This is a genomic window from Gammaproteobacteria bacterium (genome assembly GCA_014075255.1).
Lineage (GTDB): Bacteria > Pseudomonadota > Gammaproteobacteria > UBA4575 > UBA4575 > JABDMD01.
The window spans coordinates 1,764,246-1,783,896 of the sequence record CP046178.1; the positions used below are offsets into that span (position 1 = coordinate 1,764,246).

Sequence of the window (19,651 nt, forward strand, 5' to 3'; positions counted from 1 at the left end):
TACACAAGTGAAACAATATCCTCATGTACAGTAGGTTTTATTGATCAATAAATCATCAAGCTAACCCTTAAAGGTGTAACTCTTTACTAATCAACAACTTAAATTCTTGTACATTATTTAGGCGATTTAATAAAAGTGTCAAAAAACTCGTGTTTTGTCGATAGACTTTAAATTTACACACAGATTTATCCACAGATTTTGTGGATAAGTGATAAACCTCTATTTGGACAATCACTTAAGACTCAATCATCAGGAATTTTATAAAGGAATGGCGCAAACTATGGGCTAATGAGATAGCCTAATTAGGACACTTGAGTTGGCGTTTAGGGTTGCGTATGATCCGCTGGCTCTACAAAGAAACCCATACCACATTTATTAGGCCATGAAAGCAGACATACATCCAAATTACCAAGAAGTTAATGTGACGTGCAGCTGTGGTAACACCTTTGCTACTCGCTCCACTTATGGTAATGACGCCATGAGCATTGATGTATGCTCTAAGTGTCACCCATTCTTTACGGGTAAACAAAAGATTGTGGATACTGCTGGTCAGGTAGATAAATTCCGCAAACGTTACGGCAACAAAAGCTAACACAAATCTTGCTCTTGCTTATCTAGCAAACCCCATAGCAAACATTACACAGTCTATTTATAACACCCTCTAATTTAGGGTTTTATCATTACTGACATTTGGCTTATCGCCAAATCAGGGCTACGATTGCGCATATTATAAAAAAGTATATGTAAAAGTGGAAACTTTATATGGTTAATCTACGTCAAAATATAAACAGAACACCAAGCAAAAAATTGAAGCCAAAAAAAATGAGGAATCGATGATGGGCAAGCAAGCAAACCTTTTCGTATTGAGCATATTCCTACTTGGAAGCCTTTTCTTTTCGGGTTGTGCCACAAACCCTGTTACCGGCAAACAAGATTTTGTATTGATGTCTGAAGAGCAGGAAATCAATCTAGGCAAACAAGCTCATCAACAAGTGATGAAACAATACCGTCCTTACAATGATCCGGCTTTACAAAGTTATGTTGAAGGTCTTGTAGAAGAAATAGGCAATAAGAGTCATCGTAGTAATTTAGTTTACCATGTAACGGTTTTAGACAGCCCACAAATAAACGCTTTTGCACTCCCTGGCGGTTACCTATACATCACTCGCGACATCATGGCTTATATGAATTCTGAAGCCGAACTTGCTGGTGTATTAGGACATGAGCTAGGACACATTACCGCTCGCCATGGTGTGCGCCAACAAAGTGCTGGAACGGTTGCAGGCATCTTAGGTGCAGGCGTTGGAATTCTTACCGGTAGTGGCCAAGCTGCACAAGCTGCCAATGTTGGAAGTACAGCATTGATACGTGGTTATGGCCGCAACCATGAATTAGAAGCCGATCGCTTAGGCGCTGAGTATTTAGCTAATGTGGGCTACGACCCTCAAGAAATGCTTAAGGTAGTTGAAATTCTTAAAGACCAGGAAGATTTTGATAAGCAACTCGCTAAAGAAGAAGGTCGCGAACCTCGCGCTTATCACGGCACATTCTCTACTCACCCTGCAAATGATGCGCGCTTACAAGAAGTAATAGGCGCAGCAGATAAAATTAAAACCGCTGCTACTCGTGAAGCAGGTCGCGAGAAGTTTTTAAAATATATGGATGGCGCAGTCTTAGGTACTGCCGAACAAGACGGTGTGCTACGTAAGAATAGGTTCTATCATAGTGATTTAAATTTATTTGTTGCATTCCCTGAAGGCTGGAAAGTAAATAATTTACCAGACCGCCTCATCGCCACACCGAAAACAGGTGATGTACAACTACAAATCACGATTGATGACCTGAACAAGAAACAAACACCAAAACAATATTTGGATGAACAGTTCAAAGGTAAAGTGACTAAAGGTCAACCTGTCCAAACGGCTAACTTCCAAGGCTATACTGGCTATACCAATCTTTCTACTAAAAATGGAAGTGTACCCAGTCGTGTTGCTGCTGTTTTCCACGGTAAACGTATTTATCAAGTTTTAATTGCTGGTAAAGATAGTGCAGCGTTGGATAAGTATGACTCTGTAGGATTAGGCGCCATTAAAAGCATGCGCCAACTTAAAACTGCCGAAAGAAAATTAGCTAAACCAAAAAACATCAAGATAATACGTGCAAAGTCGGGAGACACCTTTGCAAAACTAGCCAAGCGTTCTGATCTACAAAATCATCCAGTTGAGCAACTACGTTTACTTAACGGCATGTACCCTGAGGGTGAACCAAAAGCTGGACAACTGATTAAAATCGTACAATAAACCTACAAACCTCTGTTGATGACTTCAAAGCGACTCTCTAGTAGAGTCGCTTTTTTTATGCACATCTCTTTAATATTTTGACCGATAACGTCTACTTAATAGATTCTAGTATCTATGTTTTCCGTGCCTGGTTCACGGTACCGGATAGTGTTGTAAATCAAGCCAATGAACCAGTAAATGCAGTGTATGGTTTCGCAGATTTTGTCTATCAATTTCTACAACAAGCTAAACCCAAATATGTAGCGTTTACTTTTGATGAAAGCTTGAAGTCTTCATTTCGAAATGAAATGTTCCCAGAGTACAAAGCGAACCGTGATCCAGCGCCTATAGAATTAAAACGCCAATTTAAGTATTGCCGAGAATTTATAGAAGCTTTAGGGATTTGCGAAATTGGCAGCCCACATTATGAAGCAGATGACTTAATCGGCACCTTAGCGACACGTATGCGCAATCAAGGCCACCCTATTACGATTCTATCTGCAGACAAAGATCTCGCACAGCTCATCACTGAAGATGATATTTTTTGGAATTTTGCTAAAGGCGAACGCAATTCTATCCCACAAATCAAAAAAAAGTTTGGGGTGTACCCAAATCAAATAGCAGATCAGCTTGCAATTGCCGGTGATACTGCCGACAACATCCCAGGAGTACCTGGAATCGGTATGGCCACTGCTGCAAAGTTGTTAAACAAGTTTTCAAGTCTCGACGAACTATTGCGAAATATTCATAAAGTCAGTGAAATGAAAATACGCGGTGCCAAACGTATACAGGGCTTACTAGCTGACCATGAAGAAGAATTGCTTTTATATAAAAAGCTCACTGAAATTCACTGTGAAGTTGAACTTGATGACAGTGTCACACTGAAACGCAACATGCCCGACTTCACCATGCTGAATGATTTATTTGAGGTGTTAAATTTTGGTGAATTCCGGCGCGAAAAGTGGATGAGATTTTTAAAAGCTGCCTAGCTCAAGTAAGTTAGATGGCAAAATTAATTGCATTCAACAAACCTTTTGGTGTACTCAGCCAGTTTACGGACTCGGATGCCAATAATAATTCGAACAGGCAAACGCTAAAAGACTACATCGATACTCCTAATGTATATGCTGCTGGCCGTTTAGATAAAGATAGCGAAGGTTTATTGCTCCTTACCGACGATGGCAAACTACAACAACGCATTGCTGACCCTAAGTTCAAATGGACCAAACATTATTGGGCGCAAGTAGAAGGTGAAGTCAGTGATGAAGCATTACACGCACTAAGGCAAGGCGTTGAGTTAAAAGATGGAATAACACTCCCCGCAGAAGTCACGCGTATAGATGAACCAAAAAACTTATGGGAACGCGATCCGCCCATTCGCTTTCGCAAAACCATCCCCACACAATGGTTAGATATCGTGATAAAAGAAGGTCGCAACCGACAAGTACGGCGCATGACGGCAGCCGTGAATCATCCAACCCTTAGACTGATCCGCCACCAGATTGGGCCAATTGAATTAGGCCCGCTTACTCTTGGCGAGTACAAAAGTATGGATATTAAAAATTTTAAAATATAGTTAGATAATGTCCGCTTTGAACTATAAGCCGTTATATTTAGATAACGTAATTAAAATTTCTTGCCGTGCATTCTCTCTCTAGTTTTATTCATAGCCATCTTCGCTTCGATAGCTTCGACCACTCTGTAGTTGTACCCTTCCGCATAATCCATAATGCGAATTACAGCGTCCGCTAACTCAGCCTCTATGCCTTTAAATTCTGGGACTTTGTCGTCATCTAAATCTTTGCGCAATGCCTCTAGCCCCTCACTTAACTCAGAATGAATCAGCGCAATCAATTCGCCCTCGTTGCGCTCGTTGTCCCAAAATCCACGATCTACTGCGTTCTTGTGAATTTTTGCCTGTACTGTTTTCCATTCCTTTGCAAATGTCATGCTATTACCTCGATATTGTTTTTCGATAATTACAAAATTACTAATCCGTGTTGTGCTTTATTTTTCTTTACATTATTTCAGAAATTTATGTCCGCTTTGGGTCGTTAACGGTCATTCGTCCCAGCCACATTTAATTATTGTCTGACTAGCCAATGATTGTATTTCTTTCCATTCATAGCTATTTTGCAAATCAATTAATTTTTGCTTTTCAGGAATTGAATTTATATATTTATCAAAAAAGTAATTAAACCTATCTAACTCTCTTCGTTCTTGAGAATTAAATGCTGATTCAAACAACGATGTATTTGGATGATATAAATCATCACACCACCCGCATATTAATTCTTCCGAAACATTTCCTATTGATACTTCTTTTTCATATTTGTGCTGACTTCCATCCGAAGCAATAGTGCGCAATAAACTAATTAAGTTTTCTCGAAAATCATTAGTAGCCATTTAATTAATCATTAAGTCGAATGTCTGTATTAGATTGGTAGAAATTTTCTCCTCGGCAACTGCTATTGCGTTGCTCTATCTCCTGCACCCATGCAGTCGTGCAATTTCTGCACTTCCACCATCCATGGCGGTCGTAGCGGTCATTCGTTATTGCATAGCGCCCAACTTCATTGCACGTTCTTTAGCAGTACCCTCATCAGACCCTTGATAGTTTGATGACACTTCAGGCCAACCTTGAGTGTGCTGCATAACAATATTTGCAAGTGCATCAATATGAACAGCCTCTGCATTAAGGCCTGCAATATAACTAAATGACTCGCCACCTGCATGTAAGAATACATCGCGGTTCTCTAAACTAATCTCTTCAAGTGTTTCTATACAGTCTGCTGAAAAACCCGGGCAAAACACATCGATAGACTTAACCCCTTCACCAGGAAGTTCTTCCATAGTTTTAATCGTATAGGGTTGCATCCATTCTGCTCTACCAAACCGTGATTGAAATGTTAACCGCCATTGCGATTCATTTAAATTTAATTTCTCTGCAATAAGCCTGGCCGTTTGTTGGCATTCACAATGATAGGGATCGCCTAGCTCTAAATTTCGTTTCGGTAGACCATGAAATGAAAATATTAATTCTTGGCTTTGCGAATGATTATCCCAGTGATTCTGGATTTGTGTAGCACAAGCATTGATATAGCCTTCATCAGCACCATAATTATTTACCATTCGAAGTTCAGGCATCCAACGTTGCTGCATAAATACTTTTGCTACCGCATCAAATGTTGAAGCCGTTGTGCTAGCTGAATATTGAGGATATAACGGAAATAATAAAATTCTACGTGCACCTTGCGCTTTTAAGTTTTCTAAAGCTGAAGTGATGGAAGGTTGCCCATAACGCATGGCAAGTTCAACTTTTACTGGACCCGAGCAAAGATTACTAAGCTTGGTTTGCAACGCATCACGCTGCTGTTTACTAATTACTAAAAGTGGCGAACCTTCATCGGTCCATACTTTTGCATAGTCTCCTGACTTTGCCCGTGGACGCGTGCGTAAAATTACACCATGTAAAATCAACCACCAAATAGGCCTTGGGATTTCAACCACACGTGGATCCCAAAGAAATTCAGCTAAGTATTTTCTAATCGCTCGCGGGGTAGGCGCTTCAGGTGTGCCCAGATTAGTAATTAACACACCCAGGCAAGTATTACTGCCGTGCGCATAATTTTGACTGCCTTGAAATTTTGGCATGAGTGTTTTGAATTATTTTTTAAGGTAAAGACTTTAAACTAAGACTACTGTAATTTCCTGTCTATAAGCAAAACTTCACGAGTTTTTATAGACGATCTGTCTTGTTTAATCTACTGGTTCAATCTTCTAGCTCAATCTATTGGGCAGGCTTATACTTTAGGCCATTACGTCAAGTTGCTGAGCCGTTGATGCAAAGGGCTTGTACGTGGGAAATGGGCGAGCAAAAACTTCATTTGATCCGCAAGTACTCTGCGGCCTTGTAAATATATATACTCTGCATGCGTAGGACTAAACGGGATCGCTAATAACTGCATCCCCGCTTCCTCAGGTGTTTGGCCGGCTTTGTGGTTATTACAGCGCTTACAGGCAGTCACCACATTATTCCAAAGATCTACACCACCTTGGCTGATGGGACGCACATGATCGCGGGATAATTCACGACGATCAAAGTGATCGCCACAATACAAACACAAATTTGCATCGCGCTTGAATAAGGTTCGGTTATTAAGTGGAGGAACATAGCTATCGTGCAAAGACTTATTATTGCCGTAGGTAGCAATAATCGAATGAACATCTAATGTGCTTCTAAGACCACTGCGTGCATTAATACCTCCGTGTATCTCATACATACGCTCACCACATGTATAAGCCACCTGCCCGACATGATATAGACGCGCAGCATCTTGGTAGTTAATCCATTCCATTGGCATACCTGACACATCCGTGCGTAGTATTTGTAGACCGAGATCAATCACTCTGGTTACTCCAACGATAGCCTTAGGTTGCAAACTGTATAGGTAAACCGTAAAGCATTGCAATTAAAGATTTGACCAGAGAGATAATATAAAATTCTTAAAACCTCAGTAAATATGAGACTTATAGCCTGAGGTTGCTTAAATTTACATCAATTAAGGCTAAGAGTTACTACTTGCATAATTAGTGTGAAGTTTGATTACCGCCATCATTTACAGCTCGATCTAATGCAGCCTGAGTTCTTGCTATCAACAGTTCTGCATAATCTTCTTCTGCCATTTCTGCTACACCAACCGAAAGTGTAAATTTTTCAGTTAGCTTTTGATCACCCAAGACAAGGTGGTTTACGGCTTTATGTATTCGTTTCACTACATTTTCAGCTTGGATCTCATCTGTGCCAATTAATAGCAATGCTATGCATCCTTCATCGTGCTTAACGGCCATATCCATACCACGCAGCTGAATTTGCACTGCATTAGCCACCGCTTGAAATATTTTATCTGCTGTATAGGATCCGTAAGAATGAACAAAATTATCATAACGATCGATCTTTAGAATCATGATCGACAATGCACGATTGCGCATTGCGCAGCGCGTCATTTCATACGGCAGTGTTTCCTTCATCCACTCCATATTATATAAACCGGTTGCTTGATCTTTTTCTGCTTTAATTTTACTTCTAGCTTCTTCATGCATGCGTTGGTACAGCAAACGATTTAAATCAAGCATACGCTTAACAAATAGCTTCATTAAATTTTTTGCGAAATTTAAATCACTGGAAACAAATTCCCATAAAAGCTTTTCAGGAATTTCTAGTACTTTGCAGTTGGATTGGGCAATTACAAATGCACTTGTCGCTTGACCACCAATGACAGACATTTCGCCTACCGTATCGCCAGGATTTAATGTCACAACTGCGGATGCATCTTCTTGAAGATGCATACCTAAATGGCCGTCAACAATGACATACATGGAGTGATTCTCCTGGTCTTTATACAACAACATCTGACCAGGGTTTAAAGACTTACTTGAACACTTAACCAATAACTCGGAACATTGCTCCAAATCTACCGCACCAAACAAACCAAGCCGTGACAGCGTGGAAAGTTGTCGGGTATCGCCAGGCGCTATAGTCATGAAGTAAATAGTGCTGGTTAAAGAATATACTTTATCCTAAAGATGTGTGAATGCAAAACAGTATTGGTTCGTTCAGGCCTATAAGCGCTAAATAGATAATTGTAATGACAAGTATTTATATAGCGTCAAATTAGTGGTCTTTATTCCAACTGCCTTTTTTCTTTTTCTGCTTATGCTTACCTTTGTGTTTTTTACGAAATGCTTTACGCTCTTCCGGAGACATGCTCTGCCATTTCTCACGCAATCTTTCTCTTTTCTCTGGCGGTAAATCCTTGTACCACTTGTAACGTTCACGAACTTTATCTTGTTTTTCTGGCGTCATGTTTTGCCAATTCTGAGCGCCACGTGACAACTTATTTTGCTTGTGCGGGGGTAAATCAGACCATTTGCCTTCAAACTTTTTCAACACTCGCTGCTGCTCAGCACTTAAATCATCCCACGCAATGGGATCTTGTGCATGCGCGCTCACACAAAGCATTAGCAAGATAATTGTAGTAAGTACTTTACTCATCAGCGGATTCAGTATTGTTGCCTATTAACTTGTAACATCTTCTTCGACTAACCAAGTATAAAACTCTAGCTCTTCGTATAATTCAGTTGCATCTTGAGTAGCGACAAGCTCAATTTCTTGAACCTCTTCGGCATCCATGGGCTGATTCAATTGTGTGGTTACAATCACTACTGCGATAAAAATTGAGAAGGCTGTAGCCGCAGCTGCAAACAGCTTAGGTACATTAAACCCTCTAGAGGGTTTATCTAAAGCTTGCTGTCTAGCCGCTACAATACGTTGACTGGTTTCTGCATCGATGCGATTTATAGAATCATCCAAAGCATCACATACTATTGAAACTAGTTTTTCATCATTTACATTTTGGTCATCTTTGTTCATAAGTTTTCCTGTAATTGTTCACGCAAAAAATGCACAGCTCTTGAGTAATGTGTTTTTACACTTCCTTGTGAACATTTCATAATCTTTGCGGTTTCTGCTACATCCATACCTTCCCAAGCACGCAATAAAAAAGCCTGTCTCTGACGTGGCGATAACTGTTGAATAAAATGATCGACGCGTTCAACAGAGTCATCTAAATCTGCAACTGCACCGGGACCTAAATCACTACTAGGTGCGTGCTGCACTGGATCATAACCATCGTCTTCATCATCAGCATTGCTAAACCAAACCCGCCAGCGGCTTTGCGTGGTGTTTTTGCGGTGAAAGTCCATTATGCGATTATTCAGTATGCGATAAAACAGCGGCGCCCACTGATCCGCAGGCTTATTGGCATACTTACTCGCTAACTGCATCATGGCATCCTGCACTACATCTAAAGCGTCTTCTCGGTTTCTAGTTGACAGTTGAGCCATACGAAAGGCACGTCTTTCCGTCTTCATTAGAAACTCTTCAAGCTGCTGTGACTGTGTTGAATTCAAACTTTCCTCATTTATTCAGCAGCTTTATTAATTAAATCTTTCAGCAAAATCATATACCGTGCTGATAGGCTGGCTAACTATGTGGAAGAACCACATTTCACGACATAGAATGCCCTTACAATATTAACAACGCATGAGCGCTCATTTGGTTGACATATTCACCTAAGTAAAAGCATTAGATAGTTCACAATGTTAATGTAGTTTATGCACATTATCCTGTAATTAGAAAATCCAGTATAAGTTTCAGCTTAATGCAGTTCGATAAAATATTTTAACTATGAATATCAGTACTTTAAGGGTACTAAAACCGTATATTTACCCATTCAATGCAATTAAATCTTTATATTCTCATATTTGTTAGCGATTTTATTCACAGAGTTATCCACAAATACGTATGAATTCTCCCTCTGTTTTAATCATTGCTTTACCCATCCCGCTATACCAGACGTTTGAGTATTTACCTGCTAAAGACCTGGATTTTAAACATTACAAAATAGGTACACGTGTACGTGTGCAATTTGGAGCACGCAAGCTGATTGGTCTAATTATAAAAAAGGCAGCTAATAGCTCACTGCCCATCAATAAACTCAAACGTGTAACAGAAGTATTAGATGATGAACCAATATTTGATAAGGCGTTATTAGAATTATTATTCTGGGCGGCAGAATACTATCAACAAGCTATTGGTGAAGTATTATTTACCGCACTACCTTCGGTATTACGTAAAGGCAAGTTAATTACTCCCACAACCAGCACACTATACAAATTATCCACTGATCAAAATTTAGATTCTGAATTAGCTCGTGCACCCAAACAACGTTTAATCGTTGAGTTATTAAAAGCGAGCCCCAACGGACTCAGTGCTGAAGAAGTCGCAATTCATATGCCTAATTGGCGAAGCGCTATGAATGCGCTTTTGAGTAAAAATTTCATAAAGAAGGTTCAACAAGAAATTTTACCCCAATCAATAAGCACTGAAAAATCAATAGAGAAATTGAACTTAAACACAGAGCAACAACAAGCTTATGAGGAATTAACCACTAAGCTTAATAAATTTAATTGTTGTTTATTAGATGGTGTTACCGGTAGTGGAAAAACTGAAGTTTATTTATCTCTAGCTGCAGATGTAATAGCAAAAAAGAAGCAGGTTCTTATACTTGTACCTGAAATTGGTCTCACGCCTCAACTATTACAACGCATTGAATCTCGCTTAGGCGAGAAAGTGCATTTAACGCATTCAGGTTTAAACGATAACGAACGCGCACAAACTTGGCTTGCAACAAAAACCAATAAAGCAAGCATAGTAGTAGGTACGCGCTCGGCTATTTTCCTACCCTACTCCAAACTTGGATTAATTATAATAGATGAAGAACATGATCTATCTTTTAAACAACACGAAGGATTTCTTTACAATGCGCGAGATATTGCAGTTTACCGCGCCCATCAATTGAAAATACCTATTTTACTTGGTACTGCAACACCTTCTTTCGAAACTCAGCACAATGTTAATAACCAGCGTTATCAAAAATTGGTGCTTTCTAAGCGGGCAAAAGATTCAAGTGTCCCCGATGTTAAATTAGTTGATATGCGTTCAGTAGCTTCATCAGACGGCCTATCTAATGAACTCATACAAGCGATGCTAACTGAGCTAGCGAACGGCAATCAAATACTATTATTTTTAAACCGTCGCGGTTACGCTCCAACCATACTCTGCCAAGAATGCGCATGGATAGCAGAATGCACAAGGTGCGATGCGCGTATGACATTTTACAAAAAAAGAAATATTTTAAAATGTCACCATTGTATGAAGGAAGAAAAAGTTCCTGAAATTTGCCCCACGTGTAACTCAGATAAACTTTTATGGTTGGGCGAAGGTACACAAAGAATTGAGAATAAATTAAAAGAAATTTTTCCGAATACAGCGATCACACGTATTGATCGCGACAGTACACGTAAAAAAAATGCCTTAGAAGAGAAGCTGAATGAAATTCATTCTGGCAAATATCAGATCGTTATTGGCACACAAATGTTATCCAAAGGACATGATTTCCCCAATGTTACTTTAGTCGGCATTTTGAATGTTGATCATGGTCTATTCAGTACTGACTTTCGTGCTACCGAGCGTCTTGCGCAGTTACTTGTACAGGTCGCAGGCCGGGCTGGACGAAGTACAAAAAAAGGTAAAGTATTACTGCAAACCTATTTGCCAGAACACCCGCAATTAAATTGTTTATTGGCCGAGGGGTATACCGCTTTTAGTAAAGAAGCATTAAAAATTCGCAAAGAATGCGCCCTACCCCCCTACACCTTTATGCTCATGGTTCGTGCGCGTGCCAATAGTATGGGGTTGACACAAAACTTTTTACAGGACGTTAAATCTCTCATGGAAAAAGAAAACATTCAGGGCTTAACTATCTATGGGCCTATTCCTGCAATGATGGAGCGTAAAGCAGGAATGTATCAAAGCCAGTTGATTATTTTTGCCAAGCACAGGAAATCAATTCAACAAAATTTAACCAATTGGACCCAAGCGATCACCGCACGGCCACTCGCCAAGCGCGTACGGTGGGATATTGAGGTTGACCCCCTAGAGATGAATTAACGATTTACTAGAAATGAACTAGGCTATCTCTACTTTATTCACTATCATAACTAACGCAAATCTTCTGAAATTCAGTACAATGCAACGCCTTTAAAGACCCAAACCTGCCTACATGCAATCACAAATAGCCAAACTTATCAGCGCAGCAATAGCGAATCTTCAATCGGCTGGAAGCATTTCCGAAGATCTAAGAACAGATGTGCATGTGGCTCGCAGTAAAGATAAAACTCATGGAGACTTTGCCTGCAATGTTGCTTTGCAACTCGCGAAACAAGCGAAAATACCGCCTCGAAAATTAGCAGAAATGCTACTGGCTAACATGCCTGAAGACCCTATCGTGGCAAAAATTGAAATTGCTGGACCTGGTTTTCTTAACTTTTATATACAAGAAAACTTACATGGTGAGGTGCTTAATATCATCATGCAGCAACAAGACCAATACGGTCTTTCAAAAATTTATGCGGATAAAAAAGTACAGATTGAATTCGTATCCGCAAACCCTACAGGACCCTTACATGTAGGTCATGGTAGAGGTGCAGCTTATGGCGCTACTATTGGAAATCTATTAGCCGCAGTAGGTTATGAAGTACAGCGCGAATATTATGTAAATGATGCCGGCAGACAGATCGATATCCTGACTGCATCTGTTTGGCTGCGTTATTTAGAATTATGTGATGAAAAATTTGCATTCCCTACTAATGGTTATCAAGGCGATTATGTTTGGGATATTGCAGCCACATTACATCGTGAACATGCTGATAAATATAACCACGCAACTCAAGAATGGGTGTCCGACCTACCTGCTGACGAACCCAAAGGTGGCGATAAAGAAGTTTATATCGATGCCATCATTGCTAAAACTAAAACTTTATTAGGTGAAAGTGGTTATGGCACTTTTACCAAATGTGCTTTAGATACGATCACTAATGATATCAAAGACGATTTAGAATTATTCGGTGTACATTATGATAATTGGTTTTCAGAAAAATCACTAGTAACCAATAACAAGGTACACGCTGCACTCGCAACGCTAGAAGAAAACGGTCACAGTTACATTAAAGATGATGCAATTTGGTTTCGTAGTACTAACTTTGGCGACGAAAAAGATCGAGTTTTAGTTCGTGCTAATGGCTCGCATACATATTTTGCATCTGATATAGCTTATCACTTAGACAAATATCAACGTGGCTTTGACAAACTAATTAATATCTGGGGCGCAGATCATCACGGCTATATAACGCGGATAAAAGCTGCGGTGCAAGCATTAGGCAAAGATCCTAAATGCTTGCAAATTCCATTAGTACAATTTGCAAATCTGTATAGAGGCGGTGAGAAACTTGCAATGTCTACGCGTTCTGGTGAGTTTGTTACCTTGCGCGAGCTTCGTAAACAAGTGGGTAAAGATGCTGCACGCTTTTTTTATGTAATGCGCAAACATGAACAGCATTTAGACTTTGATTTGGATCTTGCTACCTCGCAATCGAAGGATAATCCTGTTTTCTATGTGCAATATGTACATGCCAGAATTTGTAGGATATTTGAACAAGCAGGCATCGATATGAATGATCAAACCGTTATTAATGCAGATACTGAGAAATTATCGAATGAATATGAAAAAAATATATTGAAAATATTAAGTCAATTTACTGAAAGTATTTCATCTTCTGCAGATAAACTATCTCCACATATTTTAGTAAACTATCTGCGCGATGTGGCGAATGCTTTCCATAGTTTTTATGACAAAAAAGAAAATAAGGTATTAGTTGATGATGTCGTATTACGGAATGCTAGACTTAAGTTAATATATGCCACCAAAATTGTCATCCATAACGGCTTGACGCTTCTTGATGTAAGTGCACCCCAAAGAATGTAAAGAGCAGGTTTAGAAAACTCATGGCACGCAAAAGAAAACGCTCTACAGCGAAATCATCCAGCATCATTCCAGCATGGATATGGTTGACGCTTGGTATTTTAATCGGCTTGGGTATAGCAATGTTTACCGGTTCAAATGTCGGCAATGTAGAGCAAGTGACTACATCTTCACAATCAAAAGTCACTAAAGAACCTGAAACCAAACGCAAATTCGATTTTTATACCTTGTTGCCTGAACTTGAAATTGTGATACCTCTGGAAGAGTCACAACCACCTAAACAGAAACCCTCTGCTTCACCCGACACTACTAACAAACAACAAACAAACTATAGAGGCGGTTACTTATTACAAGCAGGTTCGTTTCAACAATTTAATGAGGCCGACAGTCTGAAAGCACGCTTAGCGTTAATTGGCGTAGAAGCGAATATTCAATCTGTAGAGGTGAATAAAACCAAATGGCATCGCGTGCAAATTGGCCCTTCCAATGATCGCAATGCGCTTGAGAAACTTCGCAAACGTTTAAAGTCCAGTCAAATCGATACGATTCTGTTGCAAGCTAAAAAGTAGTATTAATTTACGAATCTTTTTACTGAACGATAATTTAGAAAGAAACTACAGTTTGGTCTTTATCGGGCAGATCTGATCCAATTGTCCCTAAGACCCCAAAACTGCTGTAATTGTTATTATGTAAGCGATTCATACATAGATTCGATATCTTCAGAAAATGTCTGCAAAAGTTGAGGACGTTTTGTTTTTAGCGTTGGAGTAAGTAATCCATTTTCAATACTCCAAGGTTCCAGATATAAACTAACTCGCCGCACTTGAGCATAACCTGGGAATTCACTCAGGCATTTTGATAAGTGTTTTATAATATGTTTATGTGCACCAGTATCGTGCAAACTTTCTGGTGTATTTCGATCTATACCTAGTTTATTGGCAAGGGTTCTCCATTCAACCTCATTTAAAACTAATAGAGCCGCTAGAAAAGGCTTGGCTTCACCTATTATCATCGCTTGGTCAAATAGTGGATCCGCACAAATTGTAGTTTCCATATCTTGTGGAGGCACTTTTTCTGCACTGGCTAAAACAATAATATCTTTGATGCGGCCGGTAATATACAGATATCCATCATCACTAATAGAGGCTAGATCTCCAGTATGTAACCAGCCTTGTTCATCAATAACATCCTCGGTAGCTTGCTGGTTATTAAAATAACCCTGCATTACACAATCACTTTTAGTACACAACTCTCCTTGCTCGGTAATTTTAATTTCTATACCAGGAAGCGGCTTACCTATGCTAAATGGGTCATTATCCTCTTTGCGACCTACACTTATGGTGGGGCTGCACTCGGTCATACCATAGCCTTGATAAACCGGTATACCTAAGCTGATAAAAAATTGCGCAATAGATTTATTTAGAGCCGCTCCACCAGCAATTGCGTATCGAAGCCTACCACCCAATCTTTGTTTAATTTTCTTAGCTACCAAAAAATCTAGTATTGGCCAAAATAATAAACTCCAATGACTTCCTGTAGCTTTAGTTTGATATTGAAACCGACGCCAACCCACTTGCTGTGTGAGCTCAAATACTTTTTTCTTAAAAGAAGATTCTTTCTGCAAGGAACCCAACACTTTAGCGTAAATCATTTCATAAATACGCGGCACCGAAATAAAGGCTGTTGGCCTTACTGCTTGAATATCTTCAGCAAGATGCTGAACAGAGCGTGCAAAAGATACTTTTGAACTAGCCATCATCGGCAAGAAGCATCCGCCGGTGCGTTCTAAAGTATGAGACAAGGGCAAGAAAGATAAAAACACATCGTCAGGATAAAATTCACCACATTGCAAGGCGGCATAAGCATTCGCCAAAATATTTTTATGACTCAGCATCACACCTTTAGGTTTCCCGGTGGTGCCGGAGGTATACACTATCGTCGCCAAATCTTCACTATTAACACCTTCAATTGTAAATGGCGTACTTGCCTCACCTGTATTTATCCATTGATGCAAACGAATTATTTGCTCACTTTGTTGATCATCTTCTGGCGACTCAACACTAATTACACGTTGCAGCGCGTCCGTTATAGATGGAATTTTAGATAGTTCTCGCCACTGACGTTGATTTTGAATCAATAAAATTTTTACCCCCGCATCCTTAATAACATATGCAACATTGTTCGGCCGATCATTGGTATACAAAGGAACCGTTACTAAACCGCAAGCCATAGCAGCGATATCAAACATCACCCATTCAGGGCAGTTTCGCAACATGATGGCGACACGATCGCCTCTTTCAAGTTGTTCTTGCTTGATCGCTTGTTGAATATTCGCAATTTGATCAGCAACATTTTGCCAGCTAAGATCTGCCCAACCTTGCTCACCATTATGGTAGCCATAAGCGATCGCATTAGCAGAATGCAGGACACGTTGCTGCAACAAACCCGGTAGCGTCTTTGCAACTTCTGGTGTTATATAATCGGTGTTTGCCATATCTCACATCATCTGACTTAAAGGCATTAATTTGAACTAAAATATTCAATAATCACTATTATTTATAGCAAATTGCCTAATTATCATAGCCCCTGTTATATTTAGTTACGTAATAAATACCCTTAGTTTTTGGGGTTGAATTTGCTACTTATTGCACCCATATTTTATTAAATAACTAATGTTACCCACAATCGCAATTCTAGAATATGTCTGAAAATATAACGGAAACACCTGTTGAATTTGCTGTGCCTCTAAAAGGCATTCCCGAAACTGCAGTGATTCAGTCCAATCTGCCAATTTATAACGCAGAACAACGCGATGAAAAAATCGCCAACATTAAACGTTTGTTAAAACGTGAAAATGCTGTGCTAGTGGCCCACTATTACACCAATGAAGATCTGCAAATGATTGCTGAAGAAACAGGTGGCGTAGTATCAGATTCATTAGAAATGGCGCGTTTTGGTAATGACCATCCCGCAACAACTTTAATTGTTGCAGGGGTACGCTTTATGGGTGAAACCGCAAAAATATTAAGTCCAGAAAAACGCGTTTTTATGCCAACCCTAGAGGCAACTTGTTCACTCGACTTAGGTTGTCCTAGCAAAGAATTTAATGAATTTTGTAATCAATATCCTGATCATGAAGTGGTTGTTTATGCAAACACTAGTGCAGAAGTTAAAGCACGAGCAGATTGGGTTGTAACTTCAAGTATTGCGCTTAAAGTTGTCTCACACTTAATGGACCAAGGAAAAAAGGTTTTATGGGCACCGGATAAACATCTTGGGCACTATATTCAAAAAGTTACTGGTGCAGAAATGGTGCTATGGCAAGGTGCATGCATTGTGCATGAAGAATTTAAAGCGCGTGGATTGGGTGAATTAATAGAAAAACACCCAGATGCCGGTATTTTAGTACACCCTGAATCACCTGCTGCTGTAATAGATATTGCTGATGTTGTGGGCTCCACTACAGCACTTATTAAAGCGGCAAAAGAACTTCCGCATAAAGAATTCATTGTTGCCACTGATAATCGAATCTTTTATAAAATGAAGCAAGAAGCTCCGGGCAAAACTTTTATTGAAGCCCCAACTGCAGGAGAAGGTGCAACATGCAAGAGCTGCGCGCACTGCCCATGGATGGCCATGAATGGTTTGCATAATCTGGAGGCAGTTTTAGAATCTGGCCTCAAATCAGGTGAAAATGAGATATTTGTCGACGAGGATATTCGTCAAAAAGCGTACCGGTCAACCAGCCGGATGCTCGAATTTGTTGCCCACTAATAGCCTTCAAAGTGCCCATTTATAGGCAAAGCCACCCTCTAAACTGTCGAATAATAGAGTTCGTCGCCCTTTCGTACCTTTTGTGCACTAGTCCCTAAACTTTTAGCTAAAATTCACGCAATATCAGGCACTAATAGCTGATAGAGGCCTTTCAGCGGGAAGTACATTCAGCCTAATTAAACAATTAATGACTGCTCAAGCAACTATAGAAATTCAAAATCCACTTTCCCTGCAGCAATTCATCAAGCTGTTGCAGAAGCTTCCGCCTGGGCGTATAGCAGATTTACCGATAGAAAAACTGCCAAATAATATACCGGCAGATATTAGTGAAAAGATTCCAATGGCATCGAGAAGTGCCGTCGATGATCTGATCATGACTGCGAATTCTTTTCACCTTAAGCGTCGCATGCGAGATCAAGAGTCTTATGGTACACATGTGGTAACTGCATTAGACAAAGCCAAGGGCGCATCAGGATCTGCGAATTTACGTGTATTTAAAAATAAAATTCTTTTATTAGTGGAGATGCTTCAATCCACTCAACGCGGCACCAAGAAGATTGGTAATGATACTTTTGTAAAACATATTACATCTATAAATAATCTGTTAATTGATGTGCGTAGCGAAACGATAAGCTTGCATGAAAATATAGTGGTTTTGCAGAAATCAAAACCAATCAATGACGCTGACAAAAAAAGGTTTTCATCTTCATTATATTCACTAAAGAAAGAAACTACTTCAGTAGGTAAAATTCTTTCTGAATATTATATTTTAAGGTTAAAAGTACTAGCGCGCGCTATACATCAAAAACGTAAACTGATTGAGATTCGGGAAGAAACAACGCAAATAAAACAACAAGAGCTTGATGATTTACAAACCGATCTTAAAGAAGCGCAAACTTTATGGAACCGCACCATGAAGCGAAAGAAAACCATAGATGACACCAAAGATACGCAACAGCGAATTTATGATTTAGTTAATGAAATTAAAGCCAGCGAAGTTGTCATTGCTGAAAGTGACTTAATCCTTTGGTTAGATGCGATTGTTGAAGCCAGCTTAAACGAAGGCTCAAAGCAAAGAGTTCTTAAATCCTTGAGACAAGCAAGAATCTCATTATTCTATTTATTAAATAAATTCTGTGCCTCACAAGAAGCCTCAGCAATTCAAATTGCAAAAAACCCTTTCATACAGGTTGACCCTGAAAAAGCAATTAAATTTGTGTTGATGTCTGAGACGTTTATTCTGAACTATTTTACCAAGAAGAAAAACACGGCTACCGCATGGCTTAGCGGTGCAGCTGAAAATAAAATGGTCGAACTGGATCAATTGCAAAAAGATATTCTTACCGAGCTTAGACGCGCAAGCAAATCCATGTTCAAATTATAAAATTAACTGTCCAATTCTTTTTATATTTAATTACTGTTCTTATTGTCCTTCTTCTGGCTCAAGTATTGAGTCATCGACTTCATCATCTTCGGAAAGATTCAACGTTTTTATTTTATCCTCTTGATTAGCCCTTGCTTTAGCCTCTTGCACCTTTTCAGAGCTCAGGGCATCCTTACTTTCTTCTTTCTGCAGAGCTTCGGCTTCCAACTGCATCTGATGTTCGTGGGAAACAAATAATAGTGAACTAGTGGAAACAGCAGCTATTACAACTGCAAAAATCTGCGCGACTCCCCAAGCTTTTAATTTGAGCCTATGCACTATCCAATAAAAGAGCCAGCTAAATAGCACATATACTAGTACCGCAAACCAGTATGCCGCCACACCAACAGAGTCAATTGCAGTAGAGCTATTATCTTCTAAACGCATATACAGCCACCAACCAAATGCGAACAAAATGAGCGTTAACGTGAGATGTAAAATTAATCGAGCGGACATATGTACTTTAAATATTTATATGCAATCAGATGGGCAGACTATTTTTAGATGGCATCTGCAAGTAGTACCCTTGATCATTTATACTTTGAAGCACTTGCTGTGCATCTGCTAAAGCAAGCTTACGATCCTCAGTAAGATCAAATTCTAAGGTAAATTCAGGTTTTCCGAAGAGCACAAATAGTTGTTCAGGTATATTTTTAAAATTATCTTTCTCATTGAGATAGATATAACTATCAGCTTTCTTGAGACTTTTATACACAAAACATTTCATCACC

19 protein-coding genes and 1 pseudogene are annotated in these 19,651 nt (G+C 39.5%); 9 read left to right on the forward strand and 11 right to left on the reverse strand.

What is annotated here, in order from left to right; translation table 11 throughout:
• Positions 1-382: 382 nt before the first annotated feature.
• From rpmE to GKR92_09025, 4 genes are all read left to right on the forward strand, one after another.
• Positions 383-592 (forward strand): 50S ribosomal protein L31, encoded by a 210-nt coding sequence (rpmE, locus tag GKR92_09010; protein QMU61827.1) that lies wholly within the window; start codon positions 383-385, stop codon positions 590-592.
• 241 nt (positions 593-833) lie between these two features.
• Positions 834-2,300 carry a M48 family metalloprotease gene (locus tag GKR92_09015; GenBank protein QMU61828.1) on the forward strand — a complete coding sequence of 489 codons (1,467 nt, stop codon included), beginning with the start codon at positions 834-836 and terminating at the stop codon, positions 2,298-2,300.
• Positions 2,301-2,377: 77 nt separating this feature from the next.
• Positions 2,378-3,268 (forward strand): flap endonuclease, encoded by an 891-nt coding sequence (locus GKR92_09020; protein QMU61829.1) that lies wholly within the window; start codon positions 2,378-2,380, stop codon positions 3,266-3,268.
• Between the two features lie 14 nt (positions 3,269-3,282).
• Positions 3,283-3,855 carry a pseudouridine synthase gene (locus GKR92_09025; GenBank protein QMU61830.1) on the forward strand — a complete coding sequence of 191 codons (573 nt, stop codon included), beginning with the start codon at positions 3,283-3,285 and terminating at the stop codon, positions 3,853-3,855.
• A 50-nt stretch (positions 3,856-3,905) separates the two neighbouring features.
• Here GKR92_09025 and GKR92_09030 read toward each other — a convergent pair whose 3' ends face one another.
• The 8 genes from GKR92_09030 to GKR92_09065 form a co-directional block, all read right to left on the reverse strand.
• On the reverse strand, positions 3,906-4,229 hold the full coding sequence (locus tag GKR92_09030; protein ID QMU61831.1) for a hypothetical protein: 324 nt from the start codon (positions 4,227-4,229) through the stop codon (positions 3,906-3,908).
• A 111-nt stretch (positions 4,230-4,340) separates the two neighbouring features.
• Positions 4,341-4,685: a hypothetical protein gene (locus tag GKR92_09035; protein QMU61832.1), complete on the reverse strand. Its 345-nt coding sequence runs from the start codon at positions 4,683-4,685 to the stop codon at positions 4,341-4,343.
• A gap of 147 nt (positions 4,686-4,832) precedes the next feature.
• Positions 4,833-5,933, reverse strand: coding sequence for a ferrochelatase (locus GKR92_09040; protein ID QMU61833.1), 1,101 nt, complete (start codon positions 5,931-5,933; stop codon positions 4,833-4,835).
• Positions 5,934-6,097: 164 nt separating this feature from the next.
• Complete coding sequence (locus GKR92_09045) at positions 6,098-6,643, reverse strand: HNH endonuclease (protein ID QMU62761.1); 546 nt, start codon at positions 6,641-6,643, stop codon at positions 6,098-6,100.
• A 226-nt stretch (positions 6,644-6,869) separates the two neighbouring features.
• On the reverse strand, positions 6,870-7,823 hold the full coding sequence (locus GKR92_09050; GenBank protein QMU61834.1) for a diguanylate cyclase: 954 nt from the start codon (positions 7,821-7,823) through the stop codon (positions 6,870-6,872).
• Between the two features lie 130 nt (positions 7,824-7,953).
• The gene (locus tag GKR92_09055) at positions 7,954-8,334 is read right to left on the reverse strand and encodes a DUF3106 domain-containing protein (GenBank protein ID QMU61835.1); all 381 of its coding nucleotides are present in this window, start codon (positions 8,332-8,334) and stop codon (positions 7,954-7,956) included.
• Positions 8,335-8,358: 24 nt separating this feature from the next.
• The gene (locus GKR92_09060) at positions 8,359-8,712 is read right to left on the reverse strand and encodes a hypothetical protein (protein QMU61836.1); all 354 of its coding nucleotides are present in this window, start codon (positions 8,710-8,712) and stop codon (positions 8,359-8,361) included.
• A complete protein-coding gene (locus GKR92_09065) occupies positions 8,709-9,212 on the reverse strand; it encodes an RNA polymerase sigma factor (protein QMU62762.1) in 504 nt (167 codons plus the stop codon). The genes GKR92_09060 and GKR92_09065 overlap by 4 nt, the downstream gene beginning before the upstream one ends.
• 433 nt (positions 9,213-9,645) lie before the next feature.
• On the opposite strand from GKR92_09065, the gene GKR92_09070 reads away from it, so the two are divergent.
• The 3 genes from GKR92_09070 (at position 9,646) to GKR92_09080 (ending at position 14,292) form a co-directional block, all read left to right on the forward strand.
• Complete coding sequence (locus tag GKR92_09070; GenBank protein ID QMU61837.1) at positions 9,646-11,853, forward strand: primosomal protein N'; 2,208 nt, start codon at positions 9,646-9,648, stop codon at positions 11,851-11,853.
• Positions 11,854-11,965: 112 nt separating this feature from the next.
• A complete protein-coding gene (locus tag GKR92_09075; GenBank protein ID QMU61838.1) occupies positions 11,966-13,726 on the forward strand; it encodes an arginine--tRNA ligase in 1,761 nt (586 codons plus the stop codon).
• Between the two features lie 20 nt (positions 13,727-13,746).
• On the forward strand, positions 13,747-14,292 hold the full coding sequence (locus GKR92_09080) for an SPOR domain-containing protein (protein ID QMU61839.1): 546 nt from the start codon (positions 13,747-13,749) through the stop codon (positions 14,290-14,292).
• A 116-nt stretch (positions 14,293-14,408) separates the two neighbouring features.
• On the opposite strand, the pseudogene GKR92_09085 reads toward GKR92_09080, so the two are convergent.
• Positions 14,409-16,226, reverse strand: a pseudogene (locus tag GKR92_09085) (AMP-binding protein).
• Positions 16,227-16,423: 197 nt separating this feature from the next.
• Here GKR92_09085 and nadA point away from each other — a divergent pair.
• Positions 16,424-17,497 carry a quinolinate synthase NadA gene (gene nadA, locus GKR92_09090; protein ID QMU61840.1) on the forward strand — a complete coding sequence of 358 codons (1,074 nt, stop codon included), beginning with the start codon at positions 16,424-16,426 and terminating at the stop codon, positions 17,495-17,497.
• A 187-nt stretch (positions 17,498-17,684) separates the two neighbouring features.
• Entirely contained in the window at positions 17,685-18,881 is a 1,197-nt protein-coding gene (locus GKR92_09095) for a hypothetical protein (GenBank protein ID QMU61841.1), read from the forward strand.
• A gap of 39 nt (positions 18,882-18,920) precedes the next feature.
• Here the strand turns inward: GKR92_09095 and GKR92_09100 are convergent, their stop codons facing one another.
• On the reverse strand, positions 18,921-19,376 hold the full coding sequence (locus GKR92_09100) for a hypothetical protein (GenBank protein QMU61842.1): 456 nt from the start codon (positions 19,374-19,376) through the stop codon (positions 18,921-18,923).
• 25 nt (positions 19,377-19,401) lie between these two features.
• A complete protein-coding gene (locus tag GKR92_09105; GenBank protein ID QMU62763.1) occupies positions 19,402-19,647 on the reverse strand; it encodes a hypothetical protein in 246 nt (81 codons plus the stop codon).
• Positions 19,648-19,651 lie beyond the last annotated feature (4 nt).